Origin of the sequence: Marinibacterium profundimaris (assembly GCF_002210095.1) — a bacterium.
Lineage (GTDB): Bacteria > Pseudomonadota > Alphaproteobacteria > Rhodobacterales > Rhodobacteraceae > Marinibacterium > Marinibacterium profundimaris.
Genome location: NZ_AQQR01000019.1, coordinates 39,133 through 65,569, shown reverse-complemented (window position 1 = coordinate 65,569; position 26,437 = coordinate 39,133). Strand labels below are relative to the sequence as shown.

The 26,437-nt window shown below is 68.0% G+C and carries 30 protein-coding genes; 14 read left to right on the top strand and 16 right to left on the bottom strand.

What is annotated here, in order from left to right:
• The first annotated feature begins 118 nt into the window (after window positions 1–118).
• The 3 genes from ATO3_RS23810 to ATO3_RS23800 all read left to right on the top strand — a co-directional run bounded on the left by ATO3_RS23810 (window position 119) and on the right by ATO3_RS23800 (window position 1,931).
• Window positions 119–1,051, top strand: coding sequence for a DMT family transporter (locus tag ATO3_RS23810; protein WP_088652389.1), 933 nt, complete (start codon window positions 119–121; stop codon window positions 1,049–1,051).
• A complete protein-coding gene (locus ATO3_RS23805) occupies window positions 1,048–1,401 on the top strand; it encodes a VOC family protein (protein ID WP_088652388.1) in 354 nt (117 codons plus the stop codon). The genes ATO3_RS23810 and ATO3_RS23805 overlap by 4 nt, the downstream gene beginning before the upstream one ends.
• A gap of 140 nt (window positions 1,402–1,541) precedes the next feature.
• The gene (locus ATO3_RS23800; RefSeq protein WP_088652387.1) at window positions 1,542–1,931 is read left to right on the top strand and encodes a hypothetical protein; all 390 of its coding nucleotides are present in this window, start codon (window positions 1,542–1,544) and stop codon (window positions 1,929–1,931) included.
• 36 nt (window positions 1,932–1,967) lie between these two features.
• Here the strand turns inward: ATO3_RS23800 and ATO3_RS23795 are convergent, their stop codons facing one another.
• Window positions 1,968–2,645 (bottom strand): DUF2161 domain-containing phosphodiesterase, encoded by a 678-nt coding sequence (locus ATO3_RS23795; protein WP_088652386.1) that lies wholly within the window; start codon window positions 2,643–2,645, stop codon window positions 1,968–1,970.
• Window positions 2,646–2,777: 132 nt separating this feature from the next.
• Between ATO3_RS23795 and ATO3_RS23790 the strand changes: the two genes are divergently transcribed.
• On the top strand, window positions 2,778–3,770 hold the full coding sequence (locus ATO3_RS23790) for a TraB/GumN family protein (protein ID WP_158218048.1): 993 nt from the start codon (window positions 2,778–2,780) through the stop codon (window positions 3,768–3,770).
• Between the two features lie 187 nt (window positions 3,771–3,957).
• Here ATO3_RS23790 and ATO3_RS23785 read toward each other — a convergent pair whose 3' ends face one another.
• The 15 genes from ATO3_RS23785 to ATO3_RS28640 form a co-directional block, all read right to left on the bottom strand.
• Window positions 3,958–4,578, bottom strand: a complete 621-nt coding sequence (locus ATO3_RS23785) for an LbetaH domain-containing protein (RefSeq protein WP_088652384.1) — start codon at window positions 4,576–4,578, stop codon at window positions 3,958–3,960.
• On the bottom strand, window positions 4,575–5,903 hold the full coding sequence (phnE, locus tag ATO3_RS23780; RefSeq protein WP_088652383.1) for a phosphonate ABC transporter, permease protein PhnE: 1,329 nt from the start codon (window positions 5,901–5,903) through the stop codon (window positions 4,575–4,577). Before phnE (ATO3_RS23780) ends, ATO3_RS23785 begins: the two co-directional genes overlap by 4 nt.
• Window positions 5,900–6,772, bottom strand: a complete 873-nt coding sequence (phnE, locus tag ATO3_RS23775; protein ID WP_088652382.1) for a phosphonate ABC transporter, permease protein PhnE — start codon at window positions 6,770–6,772, stop codon at window positions 5,900–5,902. Before phnE (ATO3_RS23775) ends, phnE (ATO3_RS23780) begins: the two co-directional genes overlap by 4 nt.
• 105 nt (window positions 6,773–6,877) lie before the next feature.
• The gene (gene phnD / locus ATO3_RS23770; RefSeq protein WP_088652381.1) at window positions 6,878–7,780 is read right to left on the bottom strand and encodes a phosphonate ABC transporter substrate-binding protein; all 903 of its coding nucleotides are present in this window, start codon (window positions 7,778–7,780) and stop codon (window positions 6,878–6,880) included.
• A 67-nt stretch (window positions 7,781–7,847) separates the two neighbouring features.
• Complete coding sequence (gene phnC, locus ATO3_RS23765) at window positions 7,848–8,669, bottom strand: phosphonate ABC transporter ATP-binding protein (protein ID WP_088652380.1); 822 nt, start codon at window positions 8,667–8,669, stop codon at window positions 7,848–7,850.
• A gap of 155 nt (window positions 8,670–8,824) precedes the next feature.
• Window positions 8,825–9,334 (bottom strand): PaaI family thioesterase, encoded by a 510-nt coding sequence (locus tag ATO3_RS23760; RefSeq protein WP_233152295.1) that lies wholly within the window; start codon window positions 9,332–9,334, stop codon window positions 8,825–8,827.
• Window positions 9,312–10,436 (bottom strand): acyl-CoA dehydrogenase family protein, encoded by a 1,125-nt coding sequence (locus ATO3_RS23755; RefSeq protein ID WP_088652379.1) that lies wholly within the window; start codon window positions 10,434–10,436, stop codon window positions 9,312–9,314. Before ATO3_RS23755 ends, ATO3_RS23760 begins: the two co-directional genes overlap by 23 nt.
• Window positions 10,433–11,629, bottom strand: coding sequence for an acyl-CoA dehydrogenase family protein (locus ATO3_RS23750; RefSeq protein ID WP_088652378.1), 1,197 nt, complete (start codon window positions 11,627–11,629; stop codon window positions 10,433–10,435). Before ATO3_RS23750 ends, ATO3_RS23755 begins: the two co-directional genes overlap by 4 nt.
• A 25-nt stretch (window positions 11,630–11,654) precedes the next feature.
• Window positions 11,655–13,769, bottom strand: coding sequence for a 3-hydroxyacyl-CoA dehydrogenase NAD-binding domain-containing protein (locus ATO3_RS23745; protein WP_233152294.1), 2,115 nt, complete (start codon window positions 13,767–13,769; stop codon window positions 11,655–11,657).
• Window positions 13,770–13,946: 177 nt separating this feature from the next.
• A complete protein-coding gene (locus ATO3_RS23740) occupies window positions 13,947–15,140 on the bottom strand; it encodes an NAD(P)/FAD-dependent oxidoreductase (protein WP_233152293.1) in 1,194 nt (397 codons plus the stop codon).
• A 216-nt stretch (window positions 15,141–15,356) separates the two neighbouring features.
• Window positions 15,357–16,856, bottom strand: coding sequence for a tripartite tricarboxylate transporter permease (locus ATO3_RS23735; protein ID WP_088652376.1), 1,500 nt, complete (start codon window positions 16,854–16,856; stop codon window positions 15,357–15,359).
• Window positions 16,856–17,386, bottom strand: a complete 531-nt coding sequence (locus ATO3_RS23730) for a tripartite tricarboxylate transporter TctB family protein (RefSeq protein WP_088652375.1) — start codon at window positions 17,384–17,386, stop codon at window positions 16,856–16,858. Before ATO3_RS23730 ends, ATO3_RS23735 begins: the two co-directional genes overlap by 1 nt.
• Before the next feature lie 123 nt (window positions 17,387–17,509).
• On the bottom strand, window positions 17,510–18,442 hold the full coding sequence (locus ATO3_RS23725) for a tripartite tricarboxylate transporter substrate-binding protein (protein WP_088652374.1): 933 nt from the start codon (window positions 18,440–18,442) through the stop codon (window positions 17,510–17,512).
• Window positions 18,443–18,839: 397 nt separating this feature from the next.
• The gene (locus tag ATO3_RS23720; protein WP_088652373.1) at window positions 18,840–20,090 is read right to left on the bottom strand and encodes a glycosyltransferase family 61 protein; all 1,251 of its coding nucleotides are present in this window, start codon (window positions 20,088–20,090) and stop codon (window positions 18,840–18,842) included.
• A 10-nt stretch (window positions 20,091–20,100) separates the two neighbouring features.
• Window positions 20,101–20,349: a hypothetical protein gene (locus tag ATO3_RS28640; RefSeq protein WP_143747356.1), complete on the bottom strand. Its 249-nt coding sequence runs from the start codon at window positions 20,347–20,349 to the stop codon at window positions 20,101–20,103.
• An 82-nt stretch (window positions 20,350–20,431) separates the two neighbouring features.
• Here ATO3_RS28640 and ATO3_RS23715 point away from each other — a divergent pair, with 82 nt between their 5' ends.
• The 10 genes from ATO3_RS23715 to ATO3_RS23675 all read left to right on the top strand — a co-directional run bounded on the left by ATO3_RS23715 (window position 20,432) and on the right by ATO3_RS23675 (window position 26,389).
• Complete coding sequence (locus ATO3_RS23715; RefSeq protein WP_088652372.1) at window positions 20,432–21,268, top strand: urease accessory protein UreD; 837 nt, start codon at window positions 20,432–20,434, stop codon at window positions 21,266–21,268.
• A 1-nt stretch (window position 21,269) separates the two neighbouring features.
• Entirely contained in the window at window positions 21,270–21,572 is a 303-nt protein-coding gene (locus tag ATO3_RS23710; protein WP_088652371.1) for an urease subunit gamma, read from the top strand.
• 55 nt (window positions 21,573–21,627) lie between these two features.
• Window positions 21,628–21,789 (top strand): hypothetical protein, encoded by a 162-nt coding sequence (locus ATO3_RS28890; RefSeq protein WP_158218047.1) that lies wholly within the window; start codon window positions 21,628–21,630, stop codon window positions 21,787–21,789.
• Window positions 21,786–22,094 (top strand): urease subunit beta, encoded by a 309-nt coding sequence (locus tag ATO3_RS23705; protein ID WP_088652370.1) that lies wholly within the window; start codon window positions 21,786–21,788, stop codon window positions 22,092–22,094. Before ATO3_RS28890 ends, ATO3_RS23705 begins: the two co-directional genes overlap by 4 nt.
• Window positions 22,095–22,197: 103 nt before the next feature.
• Complete coding sequence (locus tag ATO3_RS23700; protein ID WP_088652369.1) at window positions 22,198–23,007, top strand: cyclase family protein; 810 nt, start codon at window positions 22,198–22,200, stop codon at window positions 23,005–23,007.
• Window positions 23,007–23,402 carry a carboxymuconolactone decarboxylase family protein gene (locus ATO3_RS23695; RefSeq protein ID WP_088652368.1) on the top strand — a complete coding sequence of 132 codons (396 nt, stop codon included), beginning with the start codon at window positions 23,007–23,009 and terminating at the stop codon, window positions 23,400–23,402. Before ATO3_RS23700 ends, ATO3_RS23695 begins: the two co-directional genes overlap by 1 nt.
• Entirely contained in the window at window positions 23,386–23,757 is a 372-nt protein-coding gene (locus ATO3_RS23690) for a lysozyme inhibitor LprI family protein (protein ID WP_233152292.1), read from the top strand. Before ATO3_RS23695 ends, ATO3_RS23690 begins: the two co-directional genes overlap by 17 nt.
• 75 nt (window positions 23,758–23,832) lie before the next feature.
• Entirely contained in the window at window positions 23,833–25,542 is a 1,710-nt protein-coding gene (gene ureC / locus ATO3_RS23685) for an urease subunit alpha (RefSeq protein WP_088652366.1), read from the top strand.
• Between the two features lie 132 nt (window positions 25,543–25,674).
• Window positions 25,675–25,896, top strand: a complete 222-nt coding sequence (locus ATO3_RS23680) for a DUF1127 domain-containing protein (protein WP_088652365.1) — start codon at window positions 25,675–25,677, stop codon at window positions 25,894–25,896.
• Between the two features lie 19 nt (window positions 25,897–25,915).
• The gene (locus ATO3_RS23675) at window positions 25,916–26,389 is read left to right on the top strand and encodes an urease accessory protein UreE (RefSeq protein ID WP_088652364.1); all 474 of its coding nucleotides are present in this window, start codon (window positions 25,916–25,918) and stop codon (window positions 26,387–26,389) included.
• The last annotated feature ends 48 nt before the right edge of the window (window positions 26,390–26,437 follow it).

The following is a 26,437-nucleotide window of genomic DNA, read 5'->3' as shown; positions in this document are numbered from 1 at the left end:
CCGTTGCGGCCTGACCAAAGTGGCCGCGGCGGAGGCCCCTTGTCATCCGGGGGGCGGGCGGGTCACATGGGTGCACCGCCATTGCGCCGCGCAACCCGCCTTCCCCGAAAGCCGCTCCATGCCCCTTCCCGCCGCGCCGATCAATTCCCCCCCGGCTCAATCGTCCCCACCCAGCCAGCAGGCCCAGAACCTGAAGGGGATCACGCTGATCGCCATGGGGTTCTTCGCCTTTGCCGCCTGCGACATGCAGGCCAAGCTGCTGACCGCCGAGCTGCCGACCTTCGAGGTGGTGTGGTTCCGGCAGTTGGGGCTGTTCATGGGGGTGATCGTGCTGCTGGCGCTGCGCGGTCCCACCACCGTGCTGTCAAGCCGCCGGCCCGGCCTGCAGATCGCGCGCGGGCTGACCGCCGCGGCCTCGGCCAGCTTCTTCATCTTCGGGGTGCAATACGTCCCGCTTGCCGATGCCACCGCCGTGTCGTTCATCGCGCCTTTCGTGGTCACGGTTCTGGGCGCTCTGGTGCTGCGCGAACCAGTCGGCGCGCGCCGCTGGGGCGCCGTGGCGCTGGGGTTCCTGGGCATGCTGATCGTGATACGGCCCGGGCTGGGCGTGTTTCACCCCGGCATGCTCTTCGTGGTCTGCGCGGCCTTTTGCTTTGCCACGCGCCAGATCATGTCGCGCTGGCTTTCGGGGGCGGACCCGGTGCTGACCACGGTGGCCTATACGTCGATCACCTCGAGCCTGGTGCTGTCGCTGTCCCTGCCCTTCGTCTGGGAGACACCGGAGGGCTGGCGCGTCTGGGGCATCTGCGCCGGACTGACGCTTTGCGCCGGGGTGGGAGAGGTGCTGATCATCCGCGCGCTGGACATCGGCCAGGCCGTGGTGCTGGCCCCGGTGCAATATTCGCTGATCCTCTGGAGCACCTTCTACGGTTTCGTCGTCTTCGGCGACCTGCCGGATCACTGGACCTTCCTGGGCTGCGGGATCATCATCGCCTCGGGCCTTTACACCGTCCACCGCGAGCGTCTGCGCAAGGCAAAGGCCACGTCATGACGCTGGGTCGGCTGATCGTCTACACCCGTAAGCCCGAGGAGATGGTGGCCTTCTACACCAGCCACTTCGGCTATACGGCGCTGCGCGACCCCGCCGACCGGATCGTCGAGCTGCGCGCGCCGGAGGGTCCCGCGCTGCTTCTGCATCCGGCCGGCAAGGCGCAGAAGATGGGCCAGGTGCTGGTGAAGCTGGTGTTCGACACGCCCGACGTCCCGGCCCGGCGCGCGGCGCTGATGGCGGCGGGGGTCGAGGTCGGCCCGGTGCTGGATGGCGGGGGCTATGCCTTTGCCAATCTCAAGGATCCCTCGGGCAATTCCGTGCAGATCTCGGCCCGCGCTTTCCGCGGCTGAGACGTGTTTAACACGCGTTCAACCGCGATGCCGGTCCGGGGGAGACATAGGCGCCTCCAATCCTTAACGTGGTCCAAGGGCGCGTTAACCTTCTGTTAACCTATCTGCGGCGTGCCCGATGAGCGGAAGTGGGGCGGTTCATGGGCGAAGTGGCGCTGGCGGCGATCTATTGCGTGTTGATGCTGGGCGGCGAGGTCGAAACGATCCATCCCTACGCGGTGGGGTACGACCTGCATCGCATCCGCGTGGATTGCGAGACCGACGAGGCGGTGATCGAGGTCGGCCTGGACAAGCGGTCGTCGCTTGACAGCGTCCAGCAGGCGCTCTTTGCCGCGCATCTGACCGGCAAGCGGCCCGGGATCCTGATCATCGACACGGACGGCCGCGTCGGCCCCTACGAGACGCGGATCCGCGCGGCGGCGCAGTTGGCCGGCGTGGCCTATGACACGATCGAGCGCGACCGGCTGATCCGCTGGCAGATGACCTCCTGGCTGCGCAGCCGCGCGCCCTCGGGGCGGCCGGGCTCCTGACCGGCGTCGCAACTCGTCCCTCGGGGCTCGGGCCCCTCAGGCCTCGTCCCCCCAGCTGTAGGCCCAGTGTTTCAGCCCCGCGCTGCCGTCCTCTGTCAGCGCGTAGACGCCTTTCTCGACCTTCTCGAACCATCCGTAATGGTTCTCTCGCATCAGCCGGGTCGCGGCGGCGACGCCGGTTGTCTGCGCCACCACGGCGCCCTTGCACGGCCCGTGTTGCGCCAGATGCGCGGCGCAGCGCAGGGCGTCCTGGCGGTAGGCGGTGACGATCCCGTGCCGCGTGGCGCCGCCGGCGTTCGGGTCGCCCTCCAGCCGGTCGAATTCCCGCAGCAGCCGGTCCTGCGCCGTCTTCGACTTGCGCGGCGCATAGGGCCCCGGATCGCAATGCACCTCGACCGTGCCATCGGCGCGCACGGTGATCAGCCCCAGCCCCAGCCGGCGGCAAAGCGCCAGGTTGTCGCGCAGACTGCGCCGGGCGGAGCGGCCGGTGGGCCTGGGCACGGCGAGGTAGACCAGGTCCGTCACCTTCAGCCGCGTGACCGCCTGGTGGAACAGGCTGAGCGAGAAACGCAGCTTCAGCTCGACGATCACGGGCGGGTCCTCCGCGCCGCGCATCGCCATGACATCGGCGGCGCCGACCTCGCCCCGCACGGTATAGCCCTGCCGTTCCAAAAGCGCCTTGACCGGCGCATAGAGATCCTGCTCGCGCTGCATATGCGTTCCTATGCCGCCATTCGGCAACGGATCAAGCGGCAGCGCGCCGGCGCCAGGCCAGGCGGCTTTCCCGGGCGGCCCGCGCGGCGTAGGCTCCGGCCAGTCGCACCGCCAAGGAGGCCCTACCCGACCGTGACACTGCTCCGCCCCGTGCTTGCCGCCCTTCTGATCCTTTGCACGCCCGTGATGGTGGCCGCCGCGCCCTGCACCGGCACCGACATGCGGCCGCGCCTGACACCTCAGGCCGAGGCGGAGCTGGAACGCGAGGTGGCGCGCATGCCCTTCGCCAACGGCAACCACTGGGTCGCGCGCAAGGACGGGCGGCAGATCCACGTGATCGGCACGGTCCATACCGGCGATCCGCGCCTGCGGCGGGTCATGCGGACCCTCGCGCCGGTGATCCGCTCGGCCGACGCGGTGCTGCTGGAGGTGACCGCCCACCAGTCGCGCGCGCATATGAACCGGATCATGCGCGACCAGTCGGTCTTCCTGCTGAAGGAGCCGCCCTATCTGTCCGACATGCTCTCGCCCCCGGTCTGGAACCACCTGGCCGCGCGGATGGAGGCCGATGGCTTTACGCGCGAACAGGTGCGGCGCATGCAGCCCTGGTTCGCCGGGTTTTTCCTGGACCAGTCGGGCTGCAACAAGGGGCTCGGCTCGGAGCGCGGTCTGGACGACCGGATAGAGGACCTGGCGCGGCGGGCGCGGGTGCCGATCGGGGCGCTTGAGCCGTCGGGCGCCGGGCTGCAGGCGCTGGCCTCGCAGCCGATCCGCGAGCAGGCGCGGGTGCTGGAGCTGGACCTCACCAGCCAGATGAACTTCGACGACCAGGTGGTGACCATGTCGGAGGCCTATTTCGACGAGCGCCTGGCCGAGGGGATGCTGATCCAGGACTGGACGATGTATTCCGACCTCGAGGTCTCGCGCGCCGAGGTGAAGCGGCTGCTGGACAGCTACCAGGACCGGCTGATCGACGACCGCAACCTGGCCTGGCTGCCGGTGATCGAGCGGACGGAGGGCAACGTGCTGGTCGTCGCGGTAGGCGGGGCGCATCTGCCGGGGGAAGACGGATTGCTGAACCTGCTGGCACAGCGCGGCTACGCGATGGAGCGGGCGCCGTTCTGAGGTCGGGCCGGGCGGGTGCCCTTTTCTGGGCCGGCAGCGTGGGATGGCGGTTCGGGGGCTGGAGTATTTCTCACCAAGAAGAAGACAGGTGCGACGCGCCCCGGCGGCGCGGGGTGGGCTCTTGGACCCTCTGTCGGAACCGCGACGTCGACAGGGTGGGAGCGCTGCCGGGGCGCGGGGCCGGGGGTCAGCGGTCGTACTTGTCCAGGAACGCCTCGGCCCCCAGGGCGCGGAAATCTGGAAGGGCCGTGCGGAGGGTGTCGTGGTCCCAATCCCACCAGGCCAGGGCCATGAGGCGGTCGGCGACATTTTCGGGCAGGCGGCGGCGCACCGGTTTGGCGGGCACGCCGGCGACGATCGTGTAGGGGGCGACATCGCGGGTGACCACGGCGCCCGACGCCACCACCGCGCCGTGGCCGATGGTCACCTCGGGCTTTACCTGGGCGTTGTGGCCGATCCAGGTGTCATGGCCGATGGTCGCGGTGCGCGAGGCGCGGTGGGCGAACCACGCGGCGTCGGGCTCGGCATCCGGCCAATAATCGGCCGAGCGATAGAGGAAATGGTGCAGCGAGGCTTTTTCCATCGGGTGGTCCGTGGCGCCGATGCGCACGAAGCTTGCGATATTGGCGAAGCGGCCGATCTCGGCATTGGCCAGGTCGCAGATCCGGTCGCAATAGGAATAGGCGCCCATCGTGACATTCATCACCCGGCTGTCCGCTCCGATCTCCGTCCAGCCGCCGAAGGTGGCGTTCAACACCGTGCATCCCTCGTGGATCAGCGGCTCCGTCGCGGACAGGGCCTTGCTCAATGCCCGCCCTCGTCACCCGAGATCAGCTTGCGCCGCAGCCAGCCCGAAGCCCAGTCCATCAGGACCACCATCAGGATGATCAGCACGATGTAATAGGTCACCTCTTCCCAATCCTTCTGCGTGATGATCGCCTGGGTCAGCATCAGCCCGATGCCGCCGCCCGTGATCGCGCCGATGATGGTGGCGGATCGCGTGTTGGATTCAAGGAAATAGAGCAGCTGCGACAGCAGAACCGGCGTCACCTGCGGGATCACGCCAAAGCGGTAGCGTTGCAGCGGCTTGGCCCCGGTGGAGGCGACGCCTTCGATCTGCTTGTCGTCCACGTTTTCCAGCGCCTCGGAGAAGATCTTGCCGAAGGTGCCCGTGTCGGTCAGCAGGATCGCCAGCGCGCCGGTCAGGGGCCCCGGGCCGAAGGCACGGGCCAGGATGATCGTCCAGATCAGCGCGTCCACGCCCCGCACGAAATCGAAGACCCGCCGGATTGCGAAGCGCACCGGCATCAGCGGCGAGAAGTTGCGCGCCGCCAGGAAGGCCAGCGGCAGCGCCACCATGGCGGCCCCGAAGGTGCCCAGGAACGCCATCAGGATCGTCTCGAAGATCGCCCAGGCCACGTCGCGGTGGCGCCACATGGCGTTGTTCCAGAAATCAGACCAGATCGCTCCGGCCTCGCCGGAAAACGCCATCCCCATCAGCTCGCCCGGATTGGTGCCGTGATAGGGGCTGTCGAGCGTGAAGAAGAACAGCTCCCAGCCGAAGAAGTAGCGAAAGACCTCGGTGCGGTTGCGCGTCACCGTCAGGCGCCCGGCCTCGGTGTTCACCGCCAGCCGGTTGCGCGAGAGCGAGATCCACTCGGGCATCGGGCCGTCGGGGAAGGTGGCGTTCACGCCCGAAGAGCGGCTGGGCCGCGCCGTGATCAGGCCATAGTCCGGGATTTCGAAGCTCACGAAGTTCTCGGCCCCGAAGGTCACGACATAGCCGTCCTCCAGGTCGATCACCGTCTCGTCGCCCAGCGAGACCCAGGCCGGCGCGACGCCCGCCTCGTAGCGGCCCTTGCGCTCGCCCTCGATGGCGACCTCGACCTCGCCCGAGCGGTTGTCGCGCGTCACGTGGGTCTTGTAACTGTAGCTGTCCGAGACCAGCGTCTGCGCCTTGTCGAGGCTGGCGCGTTCGGCCAGCCCCGGCACGTCGAAGGCGAAGAAGACATAGACCAGGTAGACCAGCACCAGCGCCGGCAGGCCGAAATTCATCAGCCGCTTGCGGCGGAACAGGTCGCCGGCCTGTGTCTTGAGCCCGGCGGTGTCGAGATCGGTGGCAAAGGTGCTCATGCTTTGGTCCCGTGGGTAAGCCGGTCGCGCAGCAGGCCCGACAGCTGGTCGACCACGATGATGGTCAGGAAGAGAAGGATGAAGATCGCCGTCGCCTGGTCATAGCGCCCCTGCCCCCAGGAGATCGTGTTCTTCAGTTCGTAGCCGATGCCGCCCGCGCCGACGAAGCCCAGGATGGCCGAGGCGCGGATGTTGATTTCGAACCGCAGCAGCGCATAGCTGACATAGTTCGGGCCGACCTGCGGGATCACGCCCAGGTACATCCGCTGCGACCAGGTGGCCCCGACCGAGGCCAGCCCCTCCACCGGTTTCAGCGAGACATTCTCGTTCACCTCGGAAAACAGCTTGCCCAGGGCGCCGGAGGTATGGATGGCAATGGCGATCATCGCCGGCACCGGCCCGCCGCCCATCACGAAGATCAGCACCAGCGCGATGACGATTTCCGGGATCGCGCGGCAGATGTCCATCACGCGGCGGAAGACAGGAATCAGCGCAGGCCAGAGCGCCAGGCCCCGGGTCGACAGCAGCGACAGCAGCGTGCCGCCGATCAGCCCGATCAGGGTCGAGGCGGCGGCGATGTTCAGTGTCTCGATCAGCGAGGGCAGATACTGAACCAGGTAGCCGGGCAGCGCGGTCAGGTTCTGCGCCGCCTCGCCCAGCACCTCGGCCGGGTAGTCGAAGATCCGGTGCAGCCCGTCGAAGAAGCCACCGGCATTGCGCGCATCCGCGGTGCGGAACCCCGCAGCCATGAGCGCCACGAAGATCGCCAGCATGAGAAAGCTGTAAAGCCGGCGCCGCTGCGCCATGGCCATGTAATCAGCCTGGATCCTGTCGACGCCGCGCGGGACGTCTGCGGTCGTGTCTGCCATGTGTCGGGGGTGCCTCGAAGCTGTCGTGGTCCGGGCCGCGAAAGGCCCGGGCATTGGAAAACGGGGCCCGGCCGAAACCGGACCCCGTTCAGAGGGTAGAGACGATCAGCCGCCGACCGACTTGCGGGCCTCGATGATGATCTCGTAGGCGTCATGGCCGATGGGCTGGAAGCCCTGCGCCTCGCCGGCGGCCACGCCGTAGAAGCAGTCTTCGTCCATGTCCTTCAGGCCGGCCATCAGCGCGGTCATCTTCTCTTTCACGTCCGCGGGCAGCGCCTTGCGCAGCACGACGGGGCCTTCCGGGATCGGCTTGGATTTCCAGATCTCGACCAGCTCGTTCATGTCGACGAGGCCGGCATCCACGGCCTTGCGCAGCGCGCCCGAGTTGTAGCCGTCTTCCCATTCGCCCAGGCCATCGGCCCAGGTCACGCCGGCGTCGATGTCGCCGTTGAAGACCGCGACGATGGTCTGTTCGTGGCCGCCGGTGAACTTGACCTCACCAAAGTAGTCGCCCGATTCCATGGTCGCGCCGGTGACCATCGGGATCTCGATCGAGGGGATCAGGTAGCCGGAGGTGGAGTTCGGATCGCCGAAGCCGAAGACCTTGCCTTCCAGGTCCTCGATCGAGGTGATGCCGCTGTCGGCGCGGGCGAAACCGATCGAATGATAGCCGTAGGAGCCATCGGTGTTGACCTTGACGAGCACGGGCTCGACGGCCTCGGGATCGGTCAGGTAGGTCTTGGCGTAGCCCGATGCGCCCAGCCAGGCCATGTCGATGGTGCCGCCCAGCAGGCCCTGGATCACGCCGTTGTAGTCGGCCGGGGCAAAGAGCTTGGTCGGCACGCCGAGCGCCTCGGAGGTGTAATCGGCGAGGCACTGGTTGTTGTTCAGGCGGTCCTGGGCGTTTTCGCCGCCGAGGATGCCGATGCGGAATTCCTCGATCTCCTGGGCGATGGCCGGAGCGGTCAGGGCGGTGGTGGCCACGATGGCGGCAAGCAGGTGTTTCATCTCGTGCAGTCCTCTGGTTGGAAACCCGCCCTGGTTTTCGATGTCCGGCGGGCGGGGGATGGCAGGGTCAGACGAAGGCTTTCGCCTCCAGTTCGGCGGCCTCGGCGCGGTCGAGCGTGCCGATCTCGGTCGAGGTCGCGGCTTCGGAGAAGCTGGCATCGGCGCCGTAGATCTCGCGCGCGACGCCGGTGGTCAGCTGTTCGGGGAGCCCGTCGAAAACGATCCGCCCGTCGCGCATGCCGACGACGCGGTCGCAATAGCGGCGCGCAGTGTCCAGCGTGTGCAGGTTGCAGATCACGGTGCGCCCGTCTTCCTCGTGGATGCGGCGCAGCGCCTCCATCACGGTCTGGGCGTTCATCGGGTCAAGCGAGGCGATGGGCTCGTCCGCGAGGATGATGCGCGGATCCTGCATCAGCGCCCGGGCGATGGCCACGCGCTGCTGCTGCCCGCCCGACAGCGCCTCGGCCCGTTTCGGGGCGTGTTCGGCGATTCCCAGGCGGTCGAGGATCTCGATCGCGCGGTGGATGTCCTCGGTCGGGTAGAGGTTGAACATCGTGGCGAAGGTCGACCGCTTGTTCAGCGTGCCGTGCAGCACGTTCGACACCACGTCGAGGCGCGGCACCAGGTTGAACTGCTGGAAGATCATCGCGCATTCGGATTGCCAGGCGCGTTTGGCGGCGCCGGTCAGGGTCGTGACCTCGCGCCCTTCGAAGGTGATCGAACCCTCGGTCGCATCCGCGAGGCGGTTGATCATTCGCAGAAGCGTGGATTTCCCCGCGCCTGAACGTCCGATGATCCCGATCATGGCGGGCTTGTCGACGTCCAGCGTGGCGGCGTCGACGGCGGTATTCGCGCCGAAGCGCTTGGTCAGTTTGTCTATGCGCAGCAAGGCGTCACTCCATCCGGCTTCGAGCGACCTATCGGCGCTGTCCAAACGGAGTGTGTAGGATTTGCGAAAGTTTCGTGACGCAGGCGCCGGACGGGCGTTACATCACGCCCTGGGCATGGCCGATGTCACGATCCTGCCGGTGTGTGCCACTGGTCTCAGCCCGAGATCCGCCGGAAGACGCCGCTGGCCGTGGCCACAAGGGCCCCGTCCTCGTCGCGCAGCTGGCCCGTCACATGGGTGATCTTGCGCCCGCCGCCGGTGGCCTGGCCCGTGGCGATGACCCTCTGGCCCAGCCGCGCGCCGCCCACGTGGTTCAGCGTCAGCGACACGGTCACCACCGGCACCTGCAGCGGATGCACGCTGTCATCGAAACTCATCGAGGCGGTGAAGCCGCAGGCGGCATCCATCAGAACCGCCATCAGCCCGCCGTGCAGCATGCCGTTGCGGTTGGAATGCTTCTCGGTGATGTCGAGGAAGACCCGCGCGCGCCCGTCGCCGGCGCGCAGGTCGACGGTATAGCCGACCATGGCCTGGGTGCCGGACTGGTCGCGCAACAACAGGGAAGATGTAGGGTCGCTGCCGGTTTCGGGGCCAATTTCGGGGCCGGGGAGCGGGTCCGGTGTGCCGGACCCGCCCGCGTCGTCAGGCGGCGGTGCTGAGGTCAATGAAACGCTCCAGGTGGTAATCGGTATCGCCGAACCGGTGATCGGTCATGACGATCCGCTTGGCAATATGAGCCAGCTCATATTCCCGGGTCATGGCGATGCCGCCATGCATCTGGATGCTTTCCTCGGCCACCAGCCGCCCGACCCGCCCGATCAGGTTGCGCGCCGCCGCGATCTCCAGGTCGCGTGTGCGCGGGTCGGATTCGAGATGACCGGCCGCATTGATGACGGCCGACCGCGCCTGCTCAAGCTCGATCAGCAGGTCGGCCATGCGGTGCTGCAGCGCCTGGAAGGTGCCGATGGGGCGGCCGAACTGCTGGCGCGTCATCAGGTAGTCGCGGGTGAGGTCGGTGGCGGTGTTCATGGCGCCGAAGGCCTCGGCGGCCAGCGCCACGTTCGCTGCGGCCACGGCCGCCTCGATCGCCGGGAAGGCCGCACCCGCCGCGCCGAGACGGGTGGCAGGGGTATCCTCAAGCGTGACCTCGGCCGCGCGACCGCCCGCCAGCAGCGGATAGCCGCGCAGGGACAGGCCGGGTGCGTCCTTCGCCACCAGGAACAAAGAGATGCCGTCGGTGTCGTCCACCGCGCCGCTTTCGCGGGCGGAAACGATGAGGTGGTCGGCGGCCTCGGCGTTGATGACCACGGCCTTGCGCCCGGTCAGCCGCGTCTCGCCCGGCCCTTGCAGGCCGGTCTCGACCCGGCTCAGATCGTAGCGCGCGGTGGGCTCGGTATGGGCGAAGGCCAGCTGCACCCCGCCGCCGATGATCTCTTCGATCATCGCCTGCTGGTCCGCGTTCCCCAGCGCCGCGATCAGCCGTCCGCAAAGCACACCGGTGTCCAGGAAGGGTTCCACCACCCCTGCGCGGCCGAGCTCCTCGAAGACCACCGACAGGTCGAAGCCCGCGCCGCCGAACCCGCCCTGCTCTTCCGTGAACAGCGCGCCGATCACGCCCAGCTCGGCCAGCTCGGCCCAGATCTCGGCCGAAAACCCCGTCTCGCTGTCGATGATCCCGTTGCGGACCTTGGTCGTGTACTTGTCCGCCAGATAGCGCCGCAGCGTATCCTGCAGCATCTGCCGTTCTTCCGTCAGCTCGAAGTTCATTTCATGCCTCCCAGGCTGACCTTGGCGATGATCCCGCGCTGGATCTCGTTCGAGCCGCCGAAGATCGACAGCTTGCGGTTGTTGAAATACTGCGACGCGGTCTTGCCCGCGTAATCGGGGCCGATGGGGTCGTTGTCACCCTCCACGGCTTCGGACGGGAAGGGCATCGCGTAGGGCCCGGCGGCGCGGCGGGCAAGGTCGTTGATCTCCTGCCGGATGATCGTGCCCTTCACCTTCAGCATCGAGGCCTCGAGCCCCGGCGCCCCGCCCTTCGCGGTCTGCGAGACCACGCGCAGATTCGTGGTGGCCAGCGCCTTGAGGTCGATTTCGGCCTGCGCGAGGCGCGCGGCGAAATGCGGGTTCGCGATCAGGGGCCTGCCGCCCTGCATCTCGGCCCTTGCCATGCGCTTGACCGTGTCCAGCCCGGCCTGCGACGCGCCCACCCCGGCGATGTTCGTGCGCTCATGGGTCAGCAGGTACTTGGCATAGGTCCAGCCCTTGTTCTCCTCGCCCACGAGGTTTTCGACGGGCACGCGGACATTGTCGAAGAACACCTCGTTCACCTCGTGCACCCCATCCAGCAGGATGATCGGCCGCACCTCGATGCCGGGCGAGTTCATGTCGATCAGCAGGAACGAGATCCCCTCCTGCTGCTTCACGTCCGGATCGGTGCGGACAAGGCAGAAGATCCAGTCGGCATACTGCCCCAGCGTGGTCCAGGTCTTCTGGCCGTTGACGATGTAATGATCGCCCTCGCGCACCGCCCGGGTCTTGAGAGAGGCAAGGTCCGATCCCGCGCCCGGTTCGGAATAGCCCTGGCACCACCAATCCTCGCCGCTGAGGATGCGCGGCAGGAAATGGCGCTTCTGCTCTTCGGTGCCGAACTTCATCAGCACCGGCGCCAGCATCGACAGGCCAAAGGGAATCACGCGGGGGGCCGAGGCGCGGGCGGCCTCTTCTTCGAAGATGTGCTTCTGCACCGCGTCCCATTCGCAGCCGCCCCATTCCGCGGGCCAGTTCGGCGCCAGCCAGCCGCGTTCGTTCAGGATCGCGTGCCAGCTTTCCATGTCCTCCTTGGTCAGCTCCTGCCCGCGCCGCACCTTGTCGGCGGTGGCCTTCGGCAGCTTCTCTTCCAGGAAGGCGCGCACCTCGTCGCGAAAGGCGCGTTCCTCTTCGGTGTAATTCAGATCCATGTCGGTTCCTCCCGCGGCCGGCCGTTTAGCCCGCCGCCTCCTTGTTCAGATCCTCGAACGTCTTTCCCTCGGCGACCAGCTTCTCCAGCAGGGGCGCCGGTTGCCAGAAATAATCGTCTTGCCGGGCATAACCGCGGATGTCCTCCAGCAGGCCCGGCAGCCCCTCCATGTCGGCCCATTTCAGCGGCCCGCCCCGGTAGCGCGGGAAGCCGTAGCCATAGAGCAGCGTGACATCCACATCGAGCGGCCGCCGCGCAATGCCCTCGCCCACCACGCGCGCGGCCTCGTTGACCATGGCCGCCATATAGCGGCGAACGATCTCGTCGTCGGTGAAAGCGCGGGGCGTGATGCCCTGCGCGGCGCGGTCCGCCTCGATCAGCGGCTCGACCTCGGGGTTCGGCACCCGGGCCTTCGCCCCGGCGGCGTAATCGTAATAGCCCTTGCCGGTCTTCTGCCCGAAATGCCCCGCCTCGCAGAGCCGGTCGGCGTAGGTGCTGTCGCGCGCGCGCGGATCCAGCCCTTCGGCCCGGCGCCGCTTGCGCACCGCCCAGCCGATATCGAGACCCGCAAGATCGGCGACGGCATATGGCCCCATGGCAAAGCCGAAGGCTTCCAGCGCGGCGTCGATCTGGTAGGGCGAGGCGCCGTCGAGGATCATGTGATCGGCCGCCGAGCGGTAATGCGACAGGATCCGGTTGCCGATGAACCCGTCGCAGACCCCGGCCCGGACCGACACCTTGCCCATGCGCTTGCCCAGAGCGAAGCCCGTGGCCAGAACCTCCGGCGCCGTCCGGTCGGCCACCACGATTTCCAGCAGCTTCATCACATGGGCGGGCGAGAAGAAATGCAGCCCCAGCACGTCCTCGGGCCGCGCGGTGACGGCGGCAATCTCGTTCACGTCCAGGTAAGAGGTGTTCGTCGCCAGCACCGCGCCCGGCATGGCCACGGCGTCAAGCTTGCGAAAGACCTCCTTCTTCACCTCCATCTCCTCGTAGACCGCCTCGATCACCAGGTCGGCCTGGCCGAGATCGTCGTAGGAGGTGGTCAGCGTCAGCGCCTGCTCGGTCAGGCGGTCGAACCCGGCCTGGTCGATCTTGCCGCGCTTCAGGGCGCCCGACAGGTTCCCCGCGATCCGGTCCTTGGCCTTCGCGGCGGCTTCGGGCGACATTTCAAGCATGGTCACGCTCAGCCCGGCCATCAGCGCCGAGGTGGCGATGCCGCTGCCCATGGTGCCCCCGCCGATCACGGCAATGGCGGCCAGCGGGCGCGGCTCCACGCCCTTCAGCTCGGGCAGCTTGCCGACGGCGCGCTCGGCAAAGAAGGCATGGATCATGCCCTGCCGCTGGTCCGTCTCCATCAGCTCGCGGAAGATGCGGCGTTCGTTGGCCACTCCCTCGTCAAAGGGCAGCTCGCAGGCGCCCTGCACCGCACGCACGCACATCGCCGGAGAGATCTGCCCCCGCCCGCGTTTCAGCACCGCCTCATAGGTCGCGTCCCAGTCGATGGGCTCGGGCGCCGGCATCTCGGACACGGGCCGGCGGGGAGCATTGGACGCGATCAGCTCTTCGGCATAGGCCAGCCCGATCTCCTCCGGCGTGCCCTCGGTCACGCGGTCGATCACGCCCAGGCTCAGCGCCTCTTCGGCCCCGATCTGGCGGCCGGTGGTCATGATGTCCAGCGCCTTTTCCACCCCGATCAGCCGGGGCAGCCGCTGCGTGCCGGCCGCCCCGGGGATCAGCCCCAGGTGCACCTCGGGCAGCCCCATCCGCGCCTTGGGGACGGCGATCCGGTAGTGGGTCGACAGCGCGATCTCCAGCCCGCCGCCCAGCGCGGTGCCATGCATCGCCGACACGACGATCAGCGGGCTGGCCTCGATCCGGTTGCAGACATCGGGCAGGTAGGGCTCAAGCGGCGGCTTGCCGAATTCGCGGATGTCGGCACCGGCGAAATAGGTGGTGCCGTCGCCGTAGATCAGCACGGCTTTCGCGCCCTCGTCCTCGGCCTTCGCGATCCCCTCGATCAGCCCCTGCCGGACCGCCTGGCCCAGCGCGTTGACCGGCGGGTTCTGCGCCTTCAGCACGGCGATATCGCCCTTGCGCTCGTAGGCCACGGCCTGCGCTGCGGTTCCCATGTCCGACATGTCGTCTACCTCCCCTCGTGGGCGCGGCGCCCGTTCCGGTTCCGGCCCGCCCCTCCCGCGAACCGTCGGGGCGCCGCCGCGTCCCGGCGGTGGCGTCCCTCTTCGGACACTATACGTAGCGCCTCCATTCCGCTCTGCAAAACGGAATTTCGCCAATGCGACACCAACGACGGAACGTCAGATGATCGCGCGCTCCACGATCAGCGCGCCCTTGGCGATCCGGTCATAGGCGAAGGCCGACAGGTCCAGCGTCTCGAACCGGCCCGACACGATCCATTCGGCCAGCCCCCGGCCCATCGCCGGCGATTGCTGCAGCCCATGCCCGGAGAAGCCGTTGATCAGCAGGAAATTGGGCACCTCGGGGTGTGGCCCCAGCAGGGCGTTCTGGTCCAGCGTGTTGTAGGCATAATGCCCGACCCACATCTGGCGCAGCCGGATCGCCTCGAACGCCGGTATCCTTTCATAAAGCGCGGGCCAGACGACCTCTTCCCAAAGCCCGTGATCGGCGGTGAAATCGTCCGGAGCGACGGCCGGGTCACCGTCGCGCGGCGGGCAGCCGGCCATGAACCCGGCGCCATCGGTGCGCACATGCACGCCCGACGGGTCCACCGTCAGCGGCAGATCCTGCCCCAGGGACTGCGCGGAATCGAAGACGAAGGTGTAGCGCTTGCGCGGCTCCACCGGCAGGTCGAGCCCGGCCATCGCCGCCGTATGCGCCGCACGCGGCCCGGTGGCATTGACCAGCGCGCCACAGGCCAGGCGGGTTCCATCGTCCAGCGTCACCCCGGTAATCCGCGCCCCCTCGCGGGCGATCGCCGTCACCTCGCCCTTCAGGAAGGTGACGCCATTGGCCTTCGCCTTGCGCCGCCAGGTGTCGAACATGGTGCCGCCGTCGAAATAGCCCTCGTCCACCGGCCCGTAGCTTGCCAGCAGCACGTCGTCGCTCCGGTAGAACGGAAAGCCCTCGGCCAGCGCCTCCCGGCTCAACAGCCGTGTTTGAGCCCCCAGCCCCGCCTGCAGCGCCTGCGCGTCCCGCAACACCTGCGCGCCCTCCTCCGTGGTGGCCAGGTACATGTAACCGAAGGGATGCACATGCAGGTCGGGAATGTCCTCTCCCCCGCCCATGTGATCGCGGAAGTTGCGCACGTAGTCGGCGCAGAAGCGCGACACGGGGATGTTCGGCGCCGTGGTGAATTGCTGCCGCATGCAGGAATTGCTGTGCGTGGTCGAGCACAGCTCATAGCCCGGATCGCGCTCGAACACCGCGATGGTGCCGTCAAAGCCCGGATGGCTCGACAGGAACCACGCCACCGAGGCCCCCATCATCGCCCCGCCCACGATGATCACGTCATACGAAACCTGCTCCGCCATTCTGGGCCCCATTCCACGCTGCCTGCTGAATCGCGACACCCTATTCGGCTTTACGTCGGACGCAAGATCGCGCGGCGCCCTGTCCGCTGCGGCATGGTGGGAGGGCGGGCGGGGCGATGGCCAGCGGCCGAGCGCCGTCTCGCCCTCTCAGCCCGGATCCCCCCGCCGCGCCCGCTCCTTCCGCAGCCGCCGACGCCGCTCCGCCAGCCGCCCGCCTTACCGCTCGTCCCGCATGGCCGCCCGAAGCGCACGCCCCTCGATCCAGCCGCGCCGCAGCTGCACCGCCAGCACCAGCAGGATCACCACGAACAGCAGGAACGCCACCGGCCGGTCGATGAAATCCCAGGGCGTCTTCACCCGCGCCATGGCTGCGCGCAGCTTCACCTCCATGATCCCGCCCAGCACCATGCCAAGGATGATCGGCACCACCGGCAGCGACAGCCGCTTCAGCACGAACCCCAGCAGCCCGAACCCCGCCACCAGCATGCAGTCGGTGGCCGAGTTGCGCAGCGAATAGACCCCCACGAAACTCAGTGTCAGGATCGCGATGCCGAGAAACCGGTTGGGGATCTTCACCACCTTGACCAGCTGGGTCGTCGCCCCCAGCAGAAAGACCAGAACCAGCAGGTTCAGGATCAGAAGCGCCAGGTAGAGCGCCACCACGAAATCCATACGCGTCTGGAACAGCCCCGGCCCCGGCACCACGTTGTGCACGTAGAAGACCGACAACATCATCGCCGTCAGCGCCTCGCCCGGGATGCCCAGCGCCAGCAGCGGCACCATCGCCGCCGCCGGCACCGCGTTGTTCGCCGTCTCTGCCGCGATCAGCCCCTCGGACGAGCCACGCCCGAAATCCTCCGGCCGGTTCGAGGTCCTTTGCGCATAGGTGTAGGACATGAACTGCGCGGTGAATTCGCCCACGCCGGGGATCATCCCCATCACCACGCCGAGCCCGGCCGAGACACCCGCCACCCGCGGATGCCGCGCCAGCTCCCGCAGCCCCTGGAACAGCCCGCCGCGCAGCTGGGTGGTGTGGATCGTCTTGTCCTCGTCGGTCAGCAGCACGAAGGCCTGGCTGAGCGCGAAAAGCCCAAGCACCACGACGATCAGGTCGATGCCGCCCGACAGGACCTGCGTCTCGAACGTGTAGCGCTGGGTGTACTTGACCGGCTCCATCCCGATGGTCTGCAGGAAGATCCCGAACCCCGCCATCACCCCGGCGATCAGCGCCTGCCCCCGGTGCGCCACCACCACCAGGATCAGCCCCAGCAGCGCCGCCAGGAAGATCTCGCGCGACCCGAACAGCGGCGCCACCTTCGCCAGCACCGGCGCGAAGAGGATCAGGCAGACAACCGAGAAAACGCCGCCGAAGAACGAGGCCGAATAGGCCAGGCTCAGCGCGCGCCGCGGCTCGCCCCGCACGGTCATCGGATAGCCGTCATAGGTGGTCAGCGCGTTGACGGCGGTGCCCGGCGTGTTGATCAGGATCGCCGGGATCGCCCCGCCATACATCGAACTGCCGTAGATCCCCAGAAGCACGGTCAGCCCGACGATCGGTTCCATCGAAAACGTCGCCGGCAGCAGGATCGCGATCGCCACCGCCGGCCCGACCCCGGGGATCGCCCCGATCAGAACGCCGCCGACCGAGCCGGTCAGGAGCGCCAGCGCCACGTCCCAGCGCATCAGGATCTCGAGGGCGGAGACGAGCAGATCCATCAGAAATGCAGGATGAAGAACGACCGCAGCCCGTCCGGCAGGTGGTCATAGGCCGCCGCCCCCGGGATCCGCACCGCCAGAACGCTCTTGAACAGCACCACGATCGCCACGGCCAGCGCGACCGACCCGGCCATCCACCGGGCCGAACGGTATCCCATCCGCCAGGCCAGCGCCGGCACGAAGACCATCGTCACCGGCAGGTAGCCGACGATCGGCACGAGCCAGACATAGACCAGGAACCAGGCCACGAATTCCAGCGCTGCCAGCCATTTCAGCGCCTCGGCCGCGTCGGCCCGGGTGAACCGGCGCCAGGGCAGCCGCACCAGGTAAAGCGCCGCCAGCCCCGTCATCAGCCCCAGCCCCACCGCCGGCCAGAACCGCGGCTGCGCAAACAGCTCGGCCCCCGCGATCCAGCGCGTCTGCGCCCCGATCTGCGCCAGCAGCAGCACCGAGACCACGAGCAGCGCGATGGCAAAGCCCAGCTGCCCCCGGCGCGGCCCGGGAAACCGGCGTTCCCGTTCGGTCGTCATCGCATCCTGGCCATCTGCGGCTCCCTGGCTGGACGTCGGCAAGGGACCTTGCCGCGAAGCGCAGGCAGGCCGGGCGGGGGCGGGCTTGCGTGCAAGCCCGCCCCCGCCCGGCCTGCTGTCGTGCTATTCCAGAAGCGTTCCGATCCGGGCCACCGTGTCGGTATCGGTGCCGATCCGCTGCGCGCTCTCCTCCGGCCCCTGCCAGTAGACCAGCGCGCCGGTCTCGGCCGCCACCGCCTGGGCCCGGTCGCTCATCACCGTCTCCTTCGCCACGGCGATGATCTTGTCGCGCACGTCCTGCGGCGTGTCCTTCGTCACGAACAGCCCGTTCCAGAGCGCGATATCCAGGGTATCGTCCAGCTCGCCGATGGCCGGCGCGTCGGGCACCAGCGGGATCCGTTCATCGGTGATCGAGACCAGGACCTTCACCTCGTCGAGACACGGCAGGATCAGCTGCAGCGTCGTGTTGATGACATCCGCGTCGCCGCTCGCCAGCGTGTTGCAATCCAGCGCATCGAAGGCCGCGTCCGAGCCCCAGTCGAACCCCGCGTTCCTGGCAAAGGCCTTGGTCACCTGAGTCGGCGTCAGCACATCGCCGAAATGGCCCAGCGCCACGTCGTTGTCCCGCGCATGGGCGGCCAGCTCCTCCATCGAGGAGTAGGGCGCGTCGCCCGATGTCGCGATCACGAAGGGATAGGTCAGGAAGATGCCCAGCGGATCGAACTTCGCCGGCGTCAGCGGCGGGATGTCGATCTGATGGCCCAGCACGGGCACGCCGATCACGAAAGAGCCGATGGTGTAGCCATCGGCCGGCGCATTGGCGACCTCGATCGCCCCCGGAAAGGGCCCGCCGCCGCCGCCGGGCTTGTTCACCACCGCTGCGGCAACCCCGTACTCTTCTTGGAAATCCTCGGCGATCATCCGCGTCAGCACGTCCTCCAAGTCGCCGGGCGGCCAGGGCACGATGAAGCTGACGGGCTTCTCGGGGTACTCCGCCAGGGCCGATCCGGCCGTCAGGGCCAGCGCGGCCGCCAGGGAAATGGCAACAGGTCTCATGCAGGGTCCTCCGGGTTGGACCGGTTCGCTGATCGAACCAATTCTCCGTTTCAGACTGACGGTGGCCCCTCGGACCCGTCAACGTTTTTGACGTCCCTGCCGCCGCCGCGCGCGTCCCGCCGCCGCAGTGCCGCCATCCCGCCCACCGCCCGGGGCCTCTCAAGGAGATGCCGCGATGAAGGACCGGAACTTACCGAAGGAGCGCAACGCCCGCCCGCTCTGGCACGCGATGGCCCATCCCGCCGAAAGCTGGCCAACCCGATGGTCCGTGTCTCGGGCCTCAACGTGATCCCTTCGCCCCCGCTGATCCTGTCGGAGGCGGAAGCGCAGATCATCCAAGGCGCGTTGAAGGCCGGGCTTTCGGCCATCGGCTGACCGCTCGGGCCGCTTGAACCGCTCAGGCCGCTCCGGTCTCCGGGACCGGTTCGGGATCGGCCAGCGGCTCGGGGCCGGTCCGGGCACTTTCGTCGCCCCGGGCGGCCTGCCTGCGCCGTTTCGCCTCCTGCCGTTTCTGCCAGGGCTTCAGCTGCCACCGCTGCCCGGTCGTTTCCAGTGCCGCCTGCACCTCCTCGGGTGTCATGTTGGTCCAGGCGCCGGCATCGGCGATGAAACCGGCGGCCTGCAACTGGCGGCCGAGCTCGGCCAGCTCCAGCTCTCCCAGTGCCAGACGAGGGTTCGGCTTGCGTCCCTCCGGGAACCAGGACCGGCGCAGGGCGTCGACCACCAGCGGGTCGGCCTGCGTGAAACTTGCGACATGGCGGACCAGCAGATCCACCGCCGTGGACTTGCGGCGGGCAATGATCGCCAGCGTCTGGTCCTTCGGCTGCGCCATGGCCAGCAGGTGCAGGGCCGAACCATCGGTCGCCACCACCTGCCGCGCGGCGCGGTAACGGGCGACCTGCACCTCCATCGGGTGAGCCTGGGGGTGAAAGATCTCGTAGCCCGCCTCGGCCAGCCGCGCCTCGACCACCGTCTCGCCCAGGATGCTGCCCTTGGCGTAGCCCAGCCGGGAGCGGCTGACATAAAGCTTCTCGGGGCCGTCGGGCGCGATGTCCGGTGCGAAGCGCGTGGCGAACTGGGCGCGCACCGGCGCGGTGCCGGCCGAAATCTCGCCCAGGCCAAAGCCCTGCCCGGGGACGACAAGCGTTTCGACCCGCGTCGGCGCATTGACCACGCGGATGGGAATGTCGAGCCCCATGAGCCGGAAGAAATCCTGCTGATACCCGCGTATCCGTTCGCCGTTGCGGGGGCGTTTGGGGACAAAGACCACGCCATCGACCGGCCCGCCGGCCTGCTCCAGCGCGTCCAGGATCCACAGCCGCGCGGTGCTTTCGGCAAGGAAATGGCCGAAATGCCCCCAGAGCAGGCCGCCCCAGATCCAGCGCCCGGCCAACGCCTCGCCGATCTGGCCGTCCGCCGCCGGTGCCACGGGATCGGGCGCCAGCGTCACCGGACGGTGCCGCCGCCACAGCGCGCCGGTCGCGCAATAGCTGCCATCGGCGCGCAGCACTCCGGTCTTCTGCTGAAAGCCCGAGGCCACGGGCGGCACGACGAGCGCGCCGGTCAGGGTCTCTGCCGTCTCGGACCAGCCGCCCAGCGGGCTGGGAGGCGTATCCGCCACGACGGGCTGGATGGAATCGATGATCATTCGGTTTCACTCACGCGGGTTCGGCCACCGGGCAGAACAGGTTTGCACCCGTTTCCTGCGCAACACACGTGGCAAAAACAAGGCGCTGGCGCAGCAAACGCATCAAAGGACGTAAACGCAGAAATCCCGCAACGCATCGCCTTCCGGATCGCGGGTCTTGCGGACGTCCTTGCGCCTGGTCAAAAATACCTGTTCCCAGCCGTTTTAAAATCGCACAGACTGCGGGCAAAGTTGAAAAATCTGCCGCCGGGTTGATCATTTTTCAGGAATCCGCCCCCGGATTGCCTTGTGGCGCCCCCCGCCCCTGCGCAATCTGGCGCGTGACCAAAGCAGGAGCCTTCATGACCGCCAGTCCCGCCGTGCCGTTCCCCTGCCTCGGGCAGCCGCGCGCCATGGGACAGGTGCGACTGTCGGCAAAGCGCCGGGGCGCGGCCAGCGTGCTGGACGGGCTGCATCAGCAGGGCTCGATGAAGGCGCTGTTTCCCCGGCCACGCGGGCCCGCGCTGGACGCGGTGCTGCTGAACACCGGCGGCGGCATCACCGGGGGCGACCGGTTCGACGTGGCCGCCACGGCAGGGGCCGACACCCGCCTGACGATCACCACACAGGCCGCCGAGCGCGCCTACAAGGCGCAGCCGGAGGAGATCGGGCGCGTGCGCAACCGGCTGGTTCTGGGGGCGCGCGCCACGCTTGACTGGCTGCCGCAGGAAACCATCCTGTTCGACGGCGCCGCGCTCGACCGCCGCCTGTCGGCCGACCTGCAAGGCCCCGACGCGCGGCTGCTGCTGGTCGAACCTGTGGTCTTCGGCCGGCACGCCATGGGCGAGACGCTGCGCCGCGGCCGCTTCACCGACCGGATCGACATCCGCCGCGACGGGCAGCTCCTGTTCTCCGACCGCATCGCGCTGACGGGCGACATCGCCGCCCACCTCGCGCGCCCCGGCATCGCCGATGGCGCCGGTGCCATGGCCACCGTGATCATCGCCGATCCCGAGGCCGGACGTCTGCTCGACCGCGCCCGCGAGACGCTGCCCACCACGGGCGGCGCGAGCCTCGTGCGCGACGGGCTGCTGCTTGCCCGGCTTCTGGCGCCCGACGGTTTCACCCTGCGCAAGCACCTGCTACCCCTTGTGGCCGCATTATCGACCATCCCACTGCCCCGGACCTGGACTCTCTGACATGCAACTGACCCCCCGCGAAAAAGACAAGCTCATGGTCGCCATGGCCGCCGAGATCGCCCGCAAGCGGCTGGCACGCGGTGTCAAGCTGAACCACCCCGAGGCGATCGCGCTGATCACCGATGCGGTGGTCGAAGGCGCCCGCGACGGGCGCTCGGTCGCCGACCTGATGGAGGCCGGCGCGACCATCGTGACCCGCGATCAATGCATGGACGGCATCGCCGAGATGATCGGCGAAGTGCAGGTCGAAGCCACCTTTCCCGACGGGACCAAGCTGGTCACCGTCCACGATCCGATCCGCTGAGCCGGCGCCACAGGCCCGCACCGAACCGAACACACGAAGACCGACAGGAGCCCACATGAAATCTCTCTTTGCCCTACTTGCGCTTGCCCCCGTCGTGGCGGCCGCCCACCAGGCCCCGACGCCCCACGCGCATACCGACGATCCGCTGCTGCTGATGGGCCTTGGCGCCATCGCGATCCTGCTGGTCATCGCCGTCTACGTGAAACGCCGCTCATGATCCCCGGAGAGGTCATCACCGCCCCGGGCGAGATCACCCTGAACGCGGGGCGCGAGGCAATCACGCTGATGGTCTCCAACACCGGCGACCGCCCCGTTCAGGTCGGCTCGCATTACCATTTCGCCGAAACCAACCCCGCGCTCGACTTCGACCGCGCGGCCGCGCGGGGCATGCGGCTGGATATCGCCGCCGGCACCGCCGTCCGGTTCGAGCCGGGCCAGTCGCGCGAGGTCAACCTGATCACGGTGGCCGGCAAGCGCGAGATCTACGGCTTCAACCAGAAGGTCATGGGCGCGCTCGACTAGGCCGCGCGCCCCGGCACGGCCGGGCAAACACCACAGACGGGCCGGTCACAAGGCCCGCACGAAAAGCAAAGAACAACACCAGTCCAACACCAGGAGTACCGATATGTGCCATGTCTGCGTCATGGAGAGCGTGAAGAAGAAGATGCTCTCGCGCCGGGATCTGTTCCGCGGCGCCGCTGCCACCGGGATGGTGGGGCTCGCCGCCTCTGCCGCGCGTCCGGCGCTGGCACAATCGACCGGCAAGGTGGTGGACCTGACCCACACCTTCACGCCCGAGTTCCCCACTTTCGGGGGCGAACCCGGCATCTCGATGGAAAAGACCTTCTCGATCGAGAAGGACGGCTACCAGCTGTTCCGCGTCACCTATGACGAACATTCCGGCACCCATATCGACGCGCCGCTGCACTTCTCGGCCGATGGCGCCTCGGTCGACGAACTGGCGCCCGAGGACCTGATGTGCCCGCTCTGCATCGTCGACATCTCGGCCAAGGCCGCCGAGGACGCCAATGCCATGGTCGAGGCCGAGGATATCGAGGCCTGGATCTCGGCCAATGGCGACATTCCCGCTGGTGCCCTGGTGGCGATGTATTCCGACTGGGCCGAGAAGGTGGGCGATCCGTCCTTCCGCAACGATGCCGACGGCAATTTCGCCTTCCCCGGCTTCGCGCAAAGCGCGACCGACATGCTCAACGAGATGGGCGTGGCGGCGATCGGCGTCGACACGCTGTCGCTCGATCCCGGCAATTCGGCCGATTTCGCGGTGCATTACAGCTGGCTGCCCTCGGGCCGCTACGGGATCGAATGCCTCGCCGGGCTGGCCGGCCTGCCCGCCACCGGCGCCACCATCTTCGTGGGCGCGCCCAAGCACGGCGGCGGCACCGGCGGCCCGGCACGGGTCATGGCGGTGCTCTGATGGGCACCGTTTCCCTTCTGGCCGACGAAGACCTTTCGCCCGAAGCGGCCGAGGTCTTTGCCGAGATCCGCGCCGCACGGCAGACCGACTACGTCAACAACTTCTGGCGCGCGCTGGCCCATGACCCGGCGCTGCTGCGCGCCACATGGGACCGGCTGAAGGTGGTCATGGCGCCCGGCGCGCTGGATCCGCTGGTCAAGGAGATGCTCTACGTGGCCGTCTCCACCGCCAATTCCTGCAGCTATTGCGTGCATTCACACACCGCCGCGGCGAAGGCCAAGGGGATGACCGACGAAATGCAGGCCGAAATGCTCGCGGTGGTCGGAATGGCCGCCCAGACCAATGCCCTTGTCACCGGGCTTCAAGTGGAGGTGGACGATGCGTTCAAGGCCTGATTTCCGCAGCATGGCCATTGCGGCCCTTGCCCTTTGCCTGCCCGCCATGGCGCAGGCCGCCTGCCCCGGCGACACGCAGGTCGAGATGAACGAATGCGCCGCGGCCGAGTACAAGGCCGCCGATGCCGAGCTGAACGCGGCCTGGAAACCGGCCAAGGCGTTCTTCGACGAGGCCGGCCATGGCGAAGACCTTCTGAAGGCGCAGCGCGCCTGGATCGCCTTCCGCGACGCCAATTGCCAGGCCGAGGCCGCGCCCTACACCACAGGCTCGATCCAGCCGCTGGTCTTTTCCAGCTGCATGGAGCGGCTGACCCGCCAGCGAACCGAGGATCTCAAGCAGATGACGGGGTATTGAGGCCGATGTCCCGCCCCGCCCCTGTTCCGCACAGCGCCCCCTGACACCCCTCATCCCAAGTCCGAGGACCCCCAAATGCCCGCAACCATATCCCGCGCCGACTACGCCGCCATGTTCGGCCCCACCACCGGGGACAAGGTGCGGCTGGCCGACACCGACCTGATCATCGAGGTCGAAAAGGATCTCACCACCTACGGGGAAGAGGTCAAGTTCGGCGGCGGCAAGGTGATCCGCGACGGCATGGGCCAGTCCCAGGCGACGCGCGCCGAGGGCGCCGTGGACACGGTGATCACCAACGCGCTGATCGTCGACCATTCCGGCATCTACAAGGCCGACATCGGGCTGCGCGACGGGCGGATAGCCAAGATCGGCAAGGCCGGCAACCCCGACACCCAGCCCGGCGTCGACATCATCGTCGGCCCCGGCACCGAGGCCATCGCCGCCGAGGGCAGCATCGTCACCGCCGGCGGCTTCGACAGCCACATCCACTTCATCTGCCCCCAGCAGATCGAGGATGCGCTGCATTCCGGCATCACCACCATGCTGGGCGGCGGCACCGGCCCGGCCCATGGCACCCTGGCCACCACCTGCACGCCGGGCCCCTGGCACCTGGCGCGCATGCTGCAGGCGCTTGACGCCTTCCCGATGAACTTCGGCCTCGCCGGCAAGGGCAACGCCTCGCGTCCCGCCGCGCTTGAGGAAATGGTCAGGGCCGGCGCCTGCTCGCTGAAGCTGCACGAGGACTGGGGCACCACCCCCGGCGCCATCGACTGCTGCCTGTCGGTCGCCGATGACATGGACGTGCAGGTGATGATCCACACCGACACGCTCAACGAATCCGGCTTCGTCGAGAACACCGTCGCCGCCATGAAGGGCCGCACCATCCACGCCTTCCATACCGAGGGCGCCGGCGGCGGCCATGCCCCCGACATCATCAAGGTCTGCGGCGAAACCAACGTGCTGCCGTCCTCGACCAACCCGACGCGCCCCTTCACGGTGAACACGCTCGAGGAACACCTCGACATGCTGATGCACTGCCACCACCTGGATCCGTCGATCCCCGAGGACGTGGCCTTTGCCGAAAGCCGCATCCGGCGCGAGACGATGGCCGCCGAGGACATCCTGCACGACATGGGCGCCTTTTCGATCATCGCCTCGGACAGCCAGGCCATGGGCCGCGTGGGAGAGGTGATCATCCGCACCTTCCAGACCGCCGACAAGATGAAGAAGGTCCGCGGCCGCCTGTCGGAAGAAACCGGCGACAACGACAATGTCCGCGTCCGCCGCTACATCGCCAAGGTCACGATCAACCCCGCCCTGGCCCACGGCATGAGCCACGCGATCGGCTCGATCGAGGAAGGCAAGCGCGCCGACCTGGTGCTGTGGAACCCCGCCTTCTTCGGCGTGAAGCCCGAGATGGTCCTTGTCGGCGGCACCATCGCCTGCGCGCAGATGGGCGATCCCAACGCCTCGATCACCACGCCGCAGCCGGTCTATTCCCGCCCGATGTTCGGCGCCTTCGGCCGCTCGGTCGAAAACTCCGCCCTGCTCTTCGTGTCCGAGGCCGCCCAGGCCGACGGGCTGCGCGACAAGATCGGCATCGCCAAGCAGACCGAGGCGGTGAAGGGTTGCCGCACCGTGTCGAAATCCGACCTGAAGCTGAACGACGCCCTGCCCGAGATCGAGGTCGATCCCGAGACCTACGAGGTCCGCGCCAACGGCGAGCTTCTGACCTGCGCGCCGGCCGAAGAGCTGCCGATGGCGCAGCGTTACTTCCTGTTCTGAGGTATTGACAAATGATGAACAGAGACTTGCACGAGGCGCGTAACGGCTATTCGGAGTCAGACCTACCGAATGCTGCAGGTGCAGCATATACCTACTGCCAAGAGGGAAACACCCAAAGAGGCATAGGTAATAATGGCATATACATCGCAACACATCGCACCCGCCGGCATTCTTTCCGCTGTGCAGCATTTCTTCGCATCGATCGGCAACGCCCTGGTGCTGGCCGCCGAAGCGAACCCGCGCATGAAGCGCGTGCAGGCGCTGCAGCGTCTGAGCGACGCTCAACTGGCCGAGCGCGGCATCAAGCGCGAGGACATCGTCCGCGTCGTTTTCCGGGACGTCCTGTACCTGTGATCCTTGCGGGGGGCGCCGCATGAACGCCGCAGCCCCCCTGCCCCGTGCCACCGGCACCCGCGATCATGCGCATGGCCCCGCGTCGGGCCGCGTCGCACTGGACTACGAAGGCCGCTTCCTGCGCCGCAAGGTGCTGCAGCTGGCCGATGACGACGGCGGTATCGGGGGCTCGATCCTCGTCGACCTGCCCAAGACCACGTCGCTCGACCACGGCTCGGTGCTGGTGCTTGAAGACGGCCGCGAGATCGCGGTCGAGGCCGCGCCGGAACGCCTGCTGGAAATCACCGGCGAAGACCTGACCCGCATCGCCTGGCACGTGGGCAATCGCCACACGCCCTGCCAGATCGAGGGCAGCCGCCTGCTGATCCAGCCCGACCATGTCATCGCCGAGATGCTGACCCTGCTGGGCGCCAGCACGCGCGAGGTGACAGAGCCCTTCACCCCAGAAGGCGGCGCCTATGGTCACGGCCGCACCCATTCCCACGCGCATTGATGAGGCAGATGACCCTGGTCTCCCCTGTCCCCGCCTCGGGGACAGGCC